Annotated in this window: 14 protein-coding genes; 9 read left to right on the top strand and 5 right to left on the bottom strand. The window is 47.7% G+C overall.

Annotation, left to right across the window (positions count from 1 at the left end; all coding sequences use genetic code 11):
• Positions 1-41: 41 nt before the first annotated feature.
• The 4 genes from ABXS75_19665 (at position 42) to ABXS75_19650 (ending at position 3,962) form a co-directional block, all read left to right on the top strand.
• Positions 42-1,184, top strand: a complete 1,143-nt coding sequence (locus ABXS75_19665; protein ID XCP85204.1) for a LacI family DNA-binding transcriptional regulator — start codon at positions 42-44, stop codon at positions 1,182-1,184.
• A 265-nt stretch (positions 1,185-1,449) separates the two neighbouring features.
• Positions 1,450-2,106 (top strand): fructose-6-phosphate aldolase, encoded by a 657-nt coding sequence (gene fsa / locus ABXS75_19660; protein XCP85203.1) that lies wholly within the window; start codon positions 1,450-1,452, stop codon positions 2,104-2,106.
• A 90-nt stretch (positions 2,107-2,196) separates the two neighbouring features.
• On the top strand, positions 2,197-3,033 hold the full coding sequence (locus tag ABXS75_19655) for a transketolase (GenBank protein ID XCP85202.1): 837 nt from the start codon (positions 2,197-2,199) through the stop codon (positions 3,031-3,033).
• Entirely contained in the window at positions 3,021-3,962 is a 942-nt protein-coding gene (locus tag ABXS75_19650) for a transketolase family protein (protein XCP85201.1), read from the top strand. Before ABXS75_19655 ends, ABXS75_19650 begins: the two co-directional genes overlap by 13 nt.
• A gap of 201 nt (positions 3,963-4,163) precedes the next feature.
• Here ABXS75_19650 and ABXS75_19645 read toward each other — a convergent pair whose 3' ends face one another.
• Both ABXS75_19645 and melB read right to left on the bottom strand, forming a co-directional pair.
• A complete protein-coding gene (locus tag ABXS75_19645; GenBank protein XCP85200.1) occupies positions 4,164-6,116 on the bottom strand; it encodes a beta-galactosidase in 1,953 nt (650 codons plus the stop codon).
• 1 nt (position 6,117) lies between these two features.
• Positions 6,118-7,491 (bottom strand): melibiose:sodium transporter MelB, encoded by a 1,374-nt coding sequence (melB, locus tag ABXS75_19640; GenBank protein XCP85199.1) that lies wholly within the window; start codon positions 7,489-7,491, stop codon positions 6,118-6,120.
• A 437-nt stretch (positions 7,492-7,928) separates the two neighbouring features.
• On the opposite strand from melB, the gene udp reads away from it, so the two are divergent.
• The 3 genes from udp to ABXS75_19625 are packed head-to-tail and all read left to right on the top strand — an operon-like array spanning position 7,929 to position 10,232.
• Positions 7,929-8,714, top strand: a complete 786-nt coding sequence (udp, locus tag ABXS75_19635; GenBank protein XCP85198.1) for a uridine phosphorylase — start codon at positions 7,929-7,931, stop codon at positions 8,712-8,714.
• A gap of 15 nt (positions 8,715-8,729) precedes the next feature.
• A complete protein-coding gene (deoC, locus tag ABXS75_19630) occupies positions 8,730-9,395 on the top strand; it encodes a deoxyribose-phosphate aldolase (GenBank protein XCP85197.1) in 666 nt (221 codons plus the stop codon).
• Positions 9,396-9,410: 15 nt separating this feature from the next.
• Positions 9,411-10,232: a purine-nucleoside phosphorylase gene (locus tag ABXS75_19625; GenBank protein ID XCP87203.1), complete on the top strand. Its 822-nt coding sequence runs from the start codon at positions 9,411-9,413 to the stop codon at positions 10,230-10,232.
• A gap of 80 nt (positions 10,233-10,312) precedes the next feature.
• On the opposite strand, the gene ABXS75_19620 is transcribed toward ABXS75_19625, so the two are convergent.
• Complete coding sequence (locus ABXS75_19620) at positions 10,313-11,380, bottom strand: LacI family DNA-binding transcriptional regulator (protein ID XCP85196.1); 1,068 nt, start codon at positions 11,378-11,380, stop codon at positions 10,313-10,315.
• A gap of 201 nt (positions 11,381-11,581) precedes the next feature.
• On the bottom strand, positions 11,582-12,415 hold the full coding sequence (locus ABXS75_19615) for a 4Fe-4S dicluster domain-containing protein (GenBank protein ID XCP85195.1): 834 nt from the start codon (positions 12,413-12,415) through the stop codon (positions 11,582-11,584).
• 328 nt (positions 12,416-12,743) lie between these two features.
• On the opposite strand from ABXS75_19615, the gene ABXS75_19610 reads away from it, so the two are divergent.
• A complete protein-coding gene (locus ABXS75_19610; protein XCP85194.1) occupies positions 12,744-13,409 on the top strand; it encodes a TetR/AcrR family transcriptional regulator in 666 nt (221 codons plus the stop codon).
• On the top strand, positions 13,402-14,142 hold the full coding sequence (locus ABXS75_19605) for a type II CAAX endopeptidase family protein (GenBank protein XCP85193.1): 741 nt from the start codon (positions 13,402-13,404) through the stop codon (positions 14,140-14,142). The genes ABXS75_19610 and ABXS75_19605 overlap by 8 nt, the downstream gene beginning before the upstream one ends.
• A gap of 7 nt (positions 14,143-14,149) precedes the next feature.
• Here the strand turns inward: ABXS75_19605 and ABXS75_19600 are convergent, their stop codons facing one another.
• The gene (locus ABXS75_19600; GenBank protein XCP85192.1) at positions 14,150-14,461 is read right to left on the bottom strand and encodes a hypothetical protein; all 312 of its coding nucleotides are present in this window, start codon (positions 14,459-14,461) and stop codon (positions 14,150-14,152) included.
• Between the last annotated feature and the right edge of the window lie 22 nt (positions 14,462-14,483).

The following is a 14,483-nucleotide window of genomic DNA, read 5'->3' as shown; positions in this document are numbered from 1 at the left end:
GGCGTGGGATTCCCGGTAAGAGGCGGGATTCTGCTACGGGTATGAAAAAGAAGAAAGTAACGTCAGTCGATATCGCGAGAGCGGCGGGAGTTTCACAATCTACGGTTTCCATGGTGCTGAACCACAAGTATAATGTCTCCTTTTCCAAGGAAACCGTACAGAAGGTAGAAGAAGCTGCCCGGGAGCTGGGATATGAGATTCCGAAGCGCAAGACCAGAAAAGACAGCCGGAAGGAAAAACTTTTGGTGGTGTTCTGCTCGAACCTGACCAACCCCTATTATGTCATGCTTTTGCAGGGAATCGAGTCCCGCGCCAAGGAGCAGGGATATGCATTGTTCGTGTGCAACACGCAGCGCGATCTGCGCATGGAAGAGCGGTATTTGAAAATGATGCACGACTTAAAGCCGCTGGGGATTATTTACACCTGTAATCCCAGTCACTGTTTCATGGGCGTCGTGGAGGATCTTGCAAAGCGGGTCCCGATCGTGATTATCAATAACCAGAACGAACGTCTGAATGTAGATGCGGTGGAACTGGACAATTCCAAGCTGGGCCGCATTATGGCGCAGCATCTGCTGGAGTTGGGGCACCGAAAAGTGGCGTACATTGCACCGCCGCTTACCATCAGACAGAAGCAGCGCTCCAAGCGAGTGGAAGGCTTTCTCAAGGAGTTTGAAAAGGCAGGGCTGAAGGAGAACGTGATCATCAAGGCGGCGAATGAAGAGATTGACATGGACGTGCAGATGATCGATTCCGAATATAAGATAGGCTATGACCTGACCAAAGAGGTTTTGCAGGAGCATGGGGATATCACTGCGATCGTGGGTCTTAACGACATGATTGCATTTGGCATTCTCGACGCCCTGCAGGAAGAAAAATATAAGGTGCCGGGGGATATATCCGTGATGGGGTGTGACAATACCCTGTTTGCCAGAATGCAGAAGGTGGGGCTCACCACGATAGAACATTTCGTGGTGTTCAAAGGCAGAGATGCCTGCGATATTATCGTAAAAAAGATTATGTCCCAGAACAGCAAATATTCGGAGATACAGCCCACAAGTACGTACCATGTGGAGTATGATCCCAAGCTGATCGTGCGTGGAACGACTTCTTATGCAAAAACAAAAATTAGTTCAAAAAGGAAAAATATTAATAATAAATCCGGAAGAAAAAGCGCAAAATAGCGCTAACTTGGAAATTAAATACGTAAAAAAAGAAAAAACGCAATTAATAATTTAAAATTATTAATTGCGTAAATTATTAATAAAAATATAGGCTATTGACCAACCTTTTACCCATGCGATATAATCAAAGTAAATCAGACAGAGGTGAAAGCAGGATCTGTAAGTCCGCCGGAAAGAGGAAGGAATTTGCAGAAAAACAAGACCGGAATCAACTGTCAGATTACGGAAAAATAACAGGTATATTAAATTCAAGGAGGAAGAGGAAATGAAATTTTTCATTGACACAGCCAACGTTGACGACATCAGAAAAGCAAATGATATGGGGGTTATCTGTGGTGTTACTACGAACCCGTCCCTGATCGCAAAAGAAGGACGTGTATTTTCTGAGGTCATCGCTGAGATCACATCTATCGTAGATGGACCGATCAGTGGGGAAGTAAAAGCAACGACTGTAGATGCAGAAGGCATGATCGCAGAAGGAAGAGAGATCGCAAAGATTCACCCGAATATGGTAGTTAAGATTCCGATGACAGTAGAGGGCCTGAAAGCATGTAAGGCACTTAGCGCAGAAGGAATCAAGACGAATGTTACCCTGATTTTCACCGCTAACCAGGCACTTCTGGCAGCAAGAGCAGGTGCTACCTATGTATCTCCGTTCCTGGGACGTCTGGACGACATCTCTGTACGCGGTGTTGATCTGATCCGTGAGATCGCTGAGATTTTCGCAGTAGCAGGAGATATCGACACGCAGATCATCGCAGCAAGCGTACGGAATACTATGCATGTAACCGACTGCGCACTGGCTGGCGCAGACATCGCTACCGTACCGTACAAGGTAATCGAGCAGATGACACATCACCCGCTGACCGATGCTGGTATCGCTAAATTCCAGGCTGACTACAAAGCAGTCTTTGGAGAATAAGCGCGGAGTGCATGAATTCGCAGAATTCGTGAGTTGTACGCTTATTCGGCGTAGAATAATGAACAATTCAATTTCAGGAGGCAAACTTTCATGAACAAGTTAGAACTTATGAAAACTGCAAATGAAGTCCGCAAAGGCATTGTGACCGCAGTTTACAACGCTAAGTCCGGTCATCCGGGCGGATCTTTATCTGCAGCAGATATTTACACCTATTTATTTTTTGAAGAGATGAACATCGATCCGGCTGACCCGAAGAAGGCTGACCGTGACCGTTTCGTGCTCTCCAAAGGACATACCGCTCCGGGATACTATTCTACCCTGGCCAACAGAGGATTCTTCCCGGTGGAGGATTTAAAGACGCTTCGCCACACCGGTTCTTATCTGCAGGGACATCCGGATATGAAGCACATTCCGGGCGTGGATATGTCAAGCGGCTCTCTGGGACAGGGAATCTCCGCAGCAGTAGGTATGGCAATTTCCGCAAAGATTTCCGGTGATGATTACCGCGTATACACCCTTCTGGGAGACGGTGAGATTCAGGAAGGTCAGGTTTGGGAGGCTTCCATGCTGGCAGGCTTTAAGAAGCTGGACAACCTGGTAGTGATCGTAGATAATAACAATCTTCAGATTGACGGACCGATTGATGAAGTAAACTCTCCGTACCCGATCGACAAGAAATTTGAAGCCTTCAATTTCCATGTAATTAACATCGACGGACATGATTTTGACGCAATCGACGCAGCATTCAAGGAAGCAAGAGAGACGAAAGGAATGCCGACCGCTATCATCGCCAAGACCGTAAAAGGAAAAAACGTTTCCTTCATGGAGAATCAGGCAGGATGGCATGGAAAAGCTCCGAATGAGGAAGAATACAAGATTGCAATGGCAGATTTAGAGAAAGTAGGTGAAGCATTATGTCAGAAGTAAAGAAGATCGCAACAAGAGAGAGCTACGGTAATGCTTTGGCAGAATTAGGTAAATTACATGATGACGTGATCGTATTGGATGCTGACCTTGCGGGTGCGACCAAGACCGGAACCTTCAAGAAAGCGTTCCCGGAGCGTTTCATCGACTGCGGTATCGCAGAGAGCAACCTGATGGGCGTAGCGGCAGGTATCGCTACCACAGGTAAAGTTCCGTTTGCAAGCTCCTTTGCAATGTTTGCCGCAGGACGTGCATTCGAGCAGGTTCGTAACTCGATCGGATATCCGAAGAACAACGTAAAAATCGGAGCAACTCACGCTGGTATCTCCGTTGGTGAAGACGGTGCGACCCATCAGTGTAATGAGGATATTGCTCTTATGAGAACGATTCCGGGTATGGTAGTCATCAGCCCGTCTGATGATATCGAGGCAAAAGCTGCCGTATTTGCAGCATATGAGCATCAGGGACCGGTTTACCTTCGTTTCGGAAGACTTGCAGTACCGGTGATCAATGATAATCCGGATTACAAGTTCGAGATTGGAAAAGGTATCGTGTTAAGAGAAGGAAAAGATGTTACCATCATCGCAAATGGGCTGGAAGTAAGCGAATCTCTGGAAGCGGCAGAAAAACTTGCGGCAGACGGAATTGATGCGAAGGTGATCAATATCCACACCATCAAACCTCTGGACGAAGAACTCGTTCTTGCAGCAGCAAAAGAGACCGGAAAAGTGGTTACGGTAGAAGAGCACTCTGTAATCGGCGGACTTGGAAGCGCTGTATGTGATGTCCTTTCTGAGAAATGCCCGACACAGGTTCTGAAGATCGGTGTGCAGGACGTATTCGGAGAGTCCGGCCCGGCGAAAGAGCTGATCAAGAAATATGGTCTGGACGCGGAAAGCATTTACAATAAGGTAAAAGAATTTGTGAAATAAATTCGCTGATGGAGTGAAAATGTTTATTCCCGCGGGCAACGAGCCAAGCGACTGCTTGCAGTCATTTGGCGACTGCCGCGAGGGTCAAATGCCCCGTAGCTTGCTGCGGGGTATTTGACTTAGATATTCATGATGGCAAAATTTTGCGGGCGGTATTCCTGAAAAATGGAAGACCGCCCGCTTTTTGCATTGCCAAGCATTCTATTTTACTTTTTCAATCCTGCTCTCATATGGCTGCAAAAGAGTTTCTCCATTTTTGACAGCATATCCATTGTGGTTCATCACCATGCGGACGCGATTTTCCCCATTTCCGCGGTAGCAGATTTCCACGCCTTTGGCACTTGGCTCGGAGACGATTTGGCAGTCGGTCATGATTTGCTCCATCAGCCGATTGGTTGTCGCCTCATCAAGGCCGCAGCCAAAGTAGTAGATCATACCTTCGCCCTGCTTTTTGCGGGTAACGGCGGCAAATTCATCATAGAACGTATCGCCGTAATGATACAGAACCTCAGCGTCGCTCACTTCCAGCATATCCCGGAAGATTCCGCCGACTCCATCTGCGCCGGACATGATGCCCTCGCCGATGACGGGGAACTCCTGGCCTTCCTGAAGGCTTTCAGTCTCCACCAGTGTAACGCCGGCAAAATCGCTGTAGTGCAGCGGAATGACTTCTCCAAATGTCAGATTGTTGTGGACATCTTTTACGCCACACCGATAAGTCAGCACTGCGGTGCCTCCATTTTTCACGAATTCCTGAACTTTGGCGGAGAATTCCGGTTTCTCTATGATCATCTGCGGTAAAATAATGACCTTATATTGCGCCAGGTCGGTATCCTCGGGCACAACATCTACCGGTACATTCACATCATAGAAGGCCTTGTAATATTTTTGCATTTCCGCCGGGCAGTCCAGAAGAAAGCTCTGCTTCTGAATGCGGAAGGCGGCAAGGGAATCGTAGTCATAGACGATGGCTACCTCGCTCTTTACCGGTGTCTCAAGCGCCTCTTTGTATTTGATGATTTCATGGAAACAGCTCTGCACCTCGTAGAACTTTCTGCGCTTTACATTATCTGCGTCCAGAACGCCATAGCAGAACTGCTCTGCCCCCTTAGTGGCGCCGCGGTAACGGAAATACATCATGCTGTCGCAGCCATGGGCAAAGCCCTGATAGGACCACATTTTCGCCTGATTCGGGCGCGGGGAATATCCGGTGACATCGTGTCCCTGTGCGCCCATGATTGCCTCGGTGATCCAGAAATTCTGCCCCTTCAGGCCGCGCATATAGTCAAGGCCAAACGCGATTTCGTGCGGGGCGATCGGCTCCTTCTGGCCGCCCCATACCGGGTAATTATTGTAGGCAACCGTGTCCAGCTTCTTCGCCACCTTGGAGTAATCCACATGCTTGGCAAGACCTCCGCCCGGGAAATCATGGATTACAACGGCGTCAGGAGCGATCTCTCTGATCAGGTCCGCCTGGAAATTCATGAAATCCAGGATACTCTTGCTGCGGAAACGCTCCCAGTCAAGGCGAAGCGCCGGGTTGTGGGTGGTGATGGTCTCCATCGGAGTCGGAATCTCATCGAAGCTGTTATATTCCTGGGACCAGAAAGTCGTTCCGTAGATGTCGTTCAGCTTGTCAATATTATTTTCAAATTCTTCGGACAAATATTTCTGGAATGCCCTCTGGCACTGCGGGCAATAGCATACATCACTGCCCTCATGTCCGATCTCGTTATCCGTCTGCCAGGCAACGATGGCCTCCTCGTCCTTATAATGCTCCACCAGCTTTCTGATGATCCTCTCAGAATATTCGTACATCACCGGTGAGTTAAAACAGTATACATGCCGGCCGCCGAAGCTGCGCTTTTTGCCGCCCTCAAATTCGGATAAAATGGAAGGCTCTTTTTTGGCCAGCCACGCAGGAATCGTGGCGGTAGGAGTGCCCATGATCACTTTGAGTCCCTTTGCCTTTGCATGGGCAATTACATGATCGAAGAAAGAAAAATCGTATTTTCCTTCTGTTTTCTCCATCAAATGCCAGGAAAATTCGGCGATTCGGATCACGTTGCAGCCAAGCTCCACGATGGTGTCCAAATCCTGATCCAGCAGGGAGATATCCCACTGCTCCGGGTAATAATCAACGCCTAACCACATATTAATTCCCCTTTCTTGCATGAAGTTCGTCACGCATCTTGCTGTAAAATTCAGGTGTTAATTTGTATCCTTTGATATAAATCAAGAAGCAGAGAGCAGAAAGAACTGCCGGAATCAGGAACATAATGATCCGCATACCGTTTTCTGCGCCTGCAGATTGCTGCTGGTTCGCCACATATCCGATGGCAGTCAGTCCGATTCCGCTCACGAATCCACTGAATGCTCCGGCAAACTTTACGACAAAGGTCTGCATGGAGAACAGAATACTCTCATTTCTGGTCCCGAGCTTATACTCGCCGTAGTCCACGACCTCTGAAAGAATGACTGTGATAAATACCAGCATAAATCCAATACCACTATTAATAATAGCACTGCATACGCCGACTGCAAAGACATTTTTCGGAGCGACGTAACCAAGCACCCAAAGAATCGCGAAGCCGATTACCGGGAAGAAGCTGGCACAGAAGAAGGAAATCTTTTTCCCGATTTTTTTGGAAAGGAACGGAAGGATCGCCATGGAACCCATCTGTGCAAATCCCGCTACCGCTGCGTACACCGGATACAGGACCCCGTTCGTGTCGCCCGCGTAGGTGCGTTCTGCAACATATTTAAAATAATAGAGTGCGAAACTGTTGGATAACTGGTAAGCGATGTTGAAAAATAATGCAATACCAAGGATTATTTTCACCTGGTCATTTTTGAATAAAACATCGATCATACCTTTGACAGAGGTTTTTTCCGCGTTCTGTGTTACCACCTGTTCTTTACAGGTCAGAACGGTTACAAGTGAAGCTAAAATAAATACGATAGAAATGATGGTTGCCAAGATGGAAAATCCTTTAACATCGTTGCCGGCGCCGAGTTTGGATACCATCAAAAGGCCGAATGAGTTGATGACGAGCCATGCGCAGCTTGCGAAGATACGCGGGATAGCCGAAATCTGGCTTCTTTCGTCTTCGTCGTCCGTAAGAGCCGGAACCAAAGACCAGTAGGGAATGTCCATAATCGTATAGGTCATACCCCAAAGAATGTAGAATACGGAACACCATACCAGGTAGCTTTTTCCTTCCAGGCCGTTATCCATGAAAAGTAATACCAGTACAATGGCATTCAGAACGGTACCGATCATGATCCACGGACGGAATTTGCCCCATTTGGTACGGGTGTTGTCCACGACCATTCCCATAAACGGATCGTTGAACGCGTCCCAGATACGAGCGACCATGAAGAGCGAACCGACGAAAGCCGGCGCCACAGACCGGTAGTCTGTCAGGTACATCATTAAATAGGTACCTACGATTGCGTACACGGCATCTTTACCAAAAGCACCGATGCCAAAGCACAGTTTTGAGATAAAACTCAGTTTTTTTTGCATATTGTTTCCTCCTTTTTTCTCCCAAGTATACTTTGTGAAACGGCCGAATGGCCATACGGAGTGCCCTTGGGCATACTTCAGTAAAAACTCGTTACAGGTTTACTGAAGTAAAAGTTTTACTTGGATTCCTTTTTCTACAAAACAATGCAGATGTCCATGTATTCAAGCCTTCTCTTACGTATTGTCTTGTGGTTTCTAATAAAAAAATAACACAAATTTTACTAAAAGTCAATAAATATTTTACTAAAAATTCCGTTTATAGAATAAAATATTTACTAAAAATTTCTGAGGAGTCGCTATCATATTTATAATTGCCGTATATGCTATAGGAAAAAAGAGAAGTCGTCAAGGGGGGAATTTTAATTGGTTTATTCAAAGGGCATTGCTTGTTTGAACTGCATCGTATATCATATAATATAAAGGAGAGGAATGATACTATGAAGAACTATTCGGAAGATGCAAGCAGACAATATCATATTCAGGTGGCAAAAGGGGAGGTAGGCCGTTATGTGATCATGCCGGGGGACCCGAAACGGTGTGTGAAGATCGCCCGGTATTTTGACAATCCGGTTCTGATCGCAGATAATCGGGAATATATCACCTACACCGGGACCTTAGACGGCGTAAAGGTCAGTGTCACATCTACCGGTATCGGCGGGCCGTCGGCGTCGATCGCGATGGAAGAGTTATATCGGTGCGGCGCCGATACATTTGTCCGTATCGGTACCTGCGGCGGTATGCAGCCGGAAGTGAAAAGCGGCGATGTCGTGGTGGCGACAGGCGCGATCCGCATGGAAGGGACCAGCCGGGAATACGCGCCGATCGAATTTCCGGCCGTTGCCGATCTTGGCGTGACGAATGCGCTGGCAGAGGCGGCGGAAAAAAAGGGATACCCCTTCCACACGGGAGTAGTACAGTGCAAGGACTCTTTTTACGGCCAGCATGAGCCGGAAGTAAAACCGGTAAGCTATGAGCTGATGAATAAGTGGGAAGCGTGGAAGCGGCTGGGCTGCCTTGCATCGGAGATGGAATCGGCGGCGTTATTTGTCGTGGCGAGCCATCTGCGCGTGAGAGTGGGTTCCTGTTTCCTCGTTGTGGCGAATCAGGAAAGAGAGAGACTGGGACTGGAAAATCCGGTCGTTCATGATACCGATATGGCGATTCAGGTGGCGATCGAGGCGATTCGCACTTTGATTCAGAAAGACCAGAAGAAAGAGAGATAGAAGGAGACCAGGAACATGAATGTGAAAGAGATTCTAAAACATGTAGACCATACGCTTTTGTCACAGACGGCGACGTGGGAGGAGATTCGGCAGATCTGCGACGACGCTGTCAAATATCAGACGGCGTCGGTCTGCATTCCGCCAAGCTATGTAAAGCAGGCGAGCGAGTATGTGGAGGGCAAGATGGCAATCTGCACGGTGATCGGATTTCCGAATGGATATATGACGACCAGGGCAAAGGAATTCGAGACCAAAGACGCCATCGCAAATGGTGCGTCCGAGATCGATATGGTCATCAATATGGGCTGGGTGAAGGATCAAAAATATGAACTGATTGAAGAGGAGATTCGTACCCTGAAGGCTGCGTGCGGGGATAAGGTGCTCAAAGTGATCATTGAGACCTGTCTTTTGACTGAGGAAGAAAAGGTGAAAATGTGCGAGATCGTGACGAGGGCCGGGGCAGATTATATCAAGACCTCCACCGGATTTTCCAGTGCCGGGGCGACCTTTGCGGATATAGAACTGTTTGCGAAACACATCGGACCGGGCGTGAAGATGAAAGCCGCAGGCGGGATTTCCTCCCTGGCTGACGCGGAGAAATTCCTTTCCCTGGGGGCAGAGCGTCTTGGAACGAGCCGCATTGTGAAGATTGTGAAAAACGAACAGACATCTGGATATTAGGAGCGGGACTAAATGATGAATAAAGTATATGAAAAATTGATGACGTGCGTGGAAAGTGTGCGGGAAAGGGTTGATTTTCAGCCGGAGGTGGCGCTGATCCTGGGATCGGGCCTGGGAGACTACGCCGAGGAGATTGAAATCTCGCACACCGTAGATTATGCGGAGATCGCAGGATTTCCGACCTCCACCGTGGAGGGGCACAAGGGAAGATTCGTGTTTGGGTATGTGAAGAAAGTTCCGGTCGTGATCATGCAGGGCCGCGTCCACTTCTATGAAGGTTACCCGATGTCCGATGTGGTCCTTCCCACGTGGCTCATGGGAATGCTGGGAGCCAAAAAACTGATCCTTACCAATGCGGCAGGAGGCATTAATTTTGATTACAGACCGGGGGATTTTATGTTGATCAAAGATCACATTACAACGGCCGTGCCGAACCCACTGATCGGGGAGAACCTGGATAAGCTGGGGGTAAGATTCCCGGACATGAGCGAGGTATACAGCGCCCGCATGCGCGATGTGATAAAGAAGGCGGCAGCAGGACTTGGAATCGAGCTTAGGGAGGGCGTCTATGTGCAGCTTACCGGGCCGAGCTATGAGACCCCGGCGGAGATCCGCATGTGCAGGGCATGGGGAGCAGATGCGGTCGGTATGAGTACCGCGTGTGAAGCGATGGCGGCGCGGCATATGGGAATGGAAGTGTGTGGGATTTCCTGCATCACGAATCTTGCGGCGGGAATATCTTCGGGGCAGCTCAATCACGAAGAGGTCCAGGAGACGGCTGACCGGGTGGCAAAACAGTTCAAAGAACTGATCACGGAGATTGTGTGTCAAATTTAGAAACCCGGTGCATTCAGACACAATGTGAAAAGGAATTAAAATAGAGAATGGCGTGATAACCATTCTCTGTTTTAGATGCCTTATTTCTTTTTTACGCTTCCCCTGTCCACAATCGCACAGGGAACCACAATCTTTTTGGGTGATCTGGAACCGTTCCACAAAAACTCAATACATTGAATGGCCGATTTTGCGTTTTCCTCCAGAAATACTTCAATGGAAGTCAGAGGCGGTTCGGAATATTCGGAAAAACTGGTGTTGTTAAAGGTGACGATGCCGATATCTTCCGGAATGCGTATGCCCCGTTCGCGGAGCGCTTTTACAATGCCGGGCGCCACCGCGTCGCTGGCAATAAAGATCACGTCCGGCAGAGTGGAATGCTTGTCAAGATAAGCACACATAGCCTCATAGCCGGAGCGCGCATTCATATTGCAGTCGATCACCAAATCCTCCTCAAATAACCCCTTATTGACCATGGAGGTCTGGTAATAGTAGTAGCGCGGATCCCTTGAAAGCTCCTTGACGTCGTCCAGGGTACACACCCCTCCCGCATACGCAATACGCTTCTGGTTCAAATCCCAGCAATAATTCAGCGCCAGGCGGACAGCCATATGGTAATTCGGCACGATGCTGTAGTAGCGAAGGGCGTCCGGCGTGGAGTCCAGAAATACGATATTATCCGTATAGCTTTCGAAATCCGCGATCTCGTCCCGGCTGAAACGGCCAATCGCGATTAATGCGTCGATCGGAATGTCATCATTTTTAACAAAATGTCTGCTCTCATTCCGGGAAAGAACGACGGTCGTCCAGCCTTTGGAAAAGCAGACTGCGTCCACCATTTGCTTTAACACAATATAATAAATATCCTCGATCTGCTCTTTGAGTTCAAACATCTGGGCGATACCGATCCGTCTCTGGCCGTCGCCGTCCTTCCCCCGTTCATTCTTCGTGGCAGTGGGAGCAGCGCCAGGCGCTTTTGTTTGCTGCTGTACCCGCTGGGTCACTGTTTTATAATCTAATTGCTGTGCAATCTGCCAGATGCGGTTCCTGGTCTCCTGCGTCACACTGAGCGACGGGTCGCCGTTTAACACCCGGGAAACCGTAGCCTGTGAAACGCCTGCCTGCGCAGCGATATCCTTTAATGTTGCCATATTATCTCCCCTTTAAAGAAACAAGTAGTCAAAATCATGTCATTACGTTCTTTAGTAAAAATAGCACTTTTTACTAAAAAATGCAACAACCTGAGTGGATAATGAGTAAAATATTTAGCAGAGGTTCGAAAGAATATCTAAGAAGACCGGACTTTCCGTAAGCGTAAAGAACAGGGCGGTCCGCCGCCCTGTAACCATCTCCTATATTTTCAAAGCCCCTTTCGGACAGTTATCCACGCATTCCATACACAGAATGCACTCGGTTCCATTTTCCCGTTTCCGGGAATTGTCCCGCATATCCACATTCATCGGACAGATCCGGCGGCACTTATCGCAGCCGATGCATTTTCCTTCGTCCATTTTGACCCGCAGGGCCGAGAAATAACTCATCGGCTTCAGAAACACGGTAATCGGGCAAATATATTTGCAAAACGCCCGGTTATCCTTGAACAAAAACGCCAGTCCGATCCCGATTATGTAATACAAAAGATTCCCGAACAAAAAACACCAGAACATGATGCGCTCCAGATTTCCCACCTGAAACAAGAATAACATACTGACAAAAACGAAGGACCCTGCGAACATGACATACCGAATCCACCCAATCTTTTTCCGGGGACCTTTGGGCTGTTTATATGGCAGCAGATCAAGAATCATGGCCGTCCAGCAGGCGTACCCGCACCAACCGCGCCCGAAAAACAAAGGCCCGAAGATCTTTGCCACTGCATAATGAATTGTGGCCGCCTCAAAGACCCCGGTAAACAGGTAATACCAGAACCCCTCTATCTGCATATTCTCATTGCCAAGAAGCCCCAGATACAGTAGCATATACATTCCCACCAAAAACTGTACGACCCGCCGGGCATTCTTATATTTCCGGATATACAAAACCAGCCCTAACGCGATCGCCCCGCCGATATAGCTGAAATTAAACAGATAGAACAGATTGCCCTTCCCGAGCCAAAGCGAGATCGCGACCCCTTCAAAAATCGCCAGCATAATAAGCGGCGCACTATATTTCCTGAGCCATCTCATAACAGTCCTCCTTACCTGAATTTACGAATCAACAGGGGAATATCCTTCTTGTCGATCCACTCCTCCGAATATCCGCAAGAACAACATACGTATCGCGGAACCCTCACCGCAGAAAAATTTTAAATTCGCTTTTAGAATATTGTATCAGATTACAAGGACAATGACCAGTTGCTTTTCGTTTAGCAGAAATTGGGCGAAAGCGCTATGTGCAGAAAAGCATGAAATCAACTGCGTTTTTGTAGATGTACCTCTTTGTAACTTGACAAAACGGGGACTCACAAAGTATAATTAATGTTATATAACAATAATTACAAATAGGGAGGACAACATGCCGCCGAAAGCGAAAATCACAAAAGAGATGGTAATAGACGCAGCGTTTGAAGTCACACGAGCAGAGGGAGCCCAAAATGTCAATGCACGGACCGTTTCAAAAAAGCTCGGCTGCTCTACACAGCCGATTATGTACCATTTTACAAAAATCGAGGATATGAAAAGAGCAGTTTATGAAAAAGTGGGCCAGTTTCACACAGAATATCTCCTGAATATCAATCCGAAGGAAGACGTTATGCTTGGAATTGGGCTGAATTATATCCGTTTTGCAGTGGAAGAACCAAACCTATTCCGCTTTCTCTTCCAGTCAGGCTTCGCTGTTGAAAACAATTTGCTTGAAATGGTAGACTCCGAAGAACTGAAACCTATCATTTCCGCAATGCAGGAAGCGATACCTTGTGAAACGGCCGAATGGCCAAGCGGGGTGCCCTCGGGTATACCTTGCGAAACAGCCGAATGCCCATACGGGAAGCCCTTGGGTACAGGACTTGATACAAACCAGATCAAAGAGGTCTTTATAACACTTGCCATGTTCGTTCACGGGTACGCAAGCATCATTGCTAACAATGCATTGGAATATGACGAAAGAGTTGTGACAACCCATTTGGAGCGCGCCTATCGTGGAGCGATACTGGCATTACAGGAGGAAAAAGATAATGAGTAAATTATATGAAAAAAACGAATTAACATTTTCACTGGCGTGGATTATCGCCTATGTTGTCCTGTTTAGCGTGGCAGATAATCTTTCAGAATCTTTAGGATTTGAAAAAATAATTACTGCCCCGGCAGGCATATGTCTTGCACTCTTCCTTTTCATCTGGATCAGAAACCATAACCTGTCAGAAAAATACGGTCTGTGTTCGTTTAAAGGAAATTACAAGGATTATTTATACTTCGCGCCGCTTCTCCTAATTATGACCACAAATTTATGGAACGGAGTTGCCATGAACACTTCCATTACGGAAGCTATACTCCACATTTTGAGCATGCTGTGCGTAGGCTTTATCGAAGAAGTCATCTTCCGGGGACTTCTCTTCAAAGCAATCTGCAAAACCAACGTAAAGCAGGCAATCCTGATCTCAAGTATCACCTTTGGCATCGGCCACATTGTAAATTTACTGAACGGTGCAGACATATTACCCACTCTTCTACAAATATGTTATGCAACCGCAATCGGCTTCCTTTTCACAACAATCTTCTACAAAGGAAAAAGCCTTCTACCATGTATCGCGACACATGGCATCGTCAACTCACTAACCATTTTTGCCATTCAAGGCTCCCAGACATTCAACATAGCCACTGCCATGGCACTGTGCGTTATCTCTGCCAGCTATGCACTATGGATATGGAAAAAAGCTGAAAACCCCGAGAAAAATACCAAGTCAGGAGCTTATTAAAAGGTACCTACTTGATAACAACTGGCCCCAAAAGGCAGATTAGTCGTGAATTCTCACCCAGTTGATAATATTTACCCTCCCAAAAAAATAACAACGCTCCCCACGCAACCCCATTATGTGCTTCTCCCCGTGTGGAACAAGCCAGCGCCCGGAGGATATTGGTATCCGGCACCGTCGAAAACGCCGGCACTAGATGGCAGCAGTCGCCCTTCCAGGCGGCGCCTCTGGCATCGTACGTACCGCTGCGTTTTCGTCCGAGCGAGAGCGAGTGCCGGATACTAATATCCTCCGGGCGCGTCCCCCTTTCCACACCCCACATTTCTTATGATTTTCCTAATTTT

Origin of the sequence: Roseburia hominis (assembly GCA_040702975.1) — a bacterium.
In the GTDB taxonomy this organism is placed as follows: domain Bacteria; phylum Bacillota; class Clostridia; order Lachnospirales; family Lachnospiraceae; genus Allocoprococcus; species Allocoprococcus hominis_A.
This window is presented reverse-complemented; position numbering and strand designations above follow the sequence as displayed.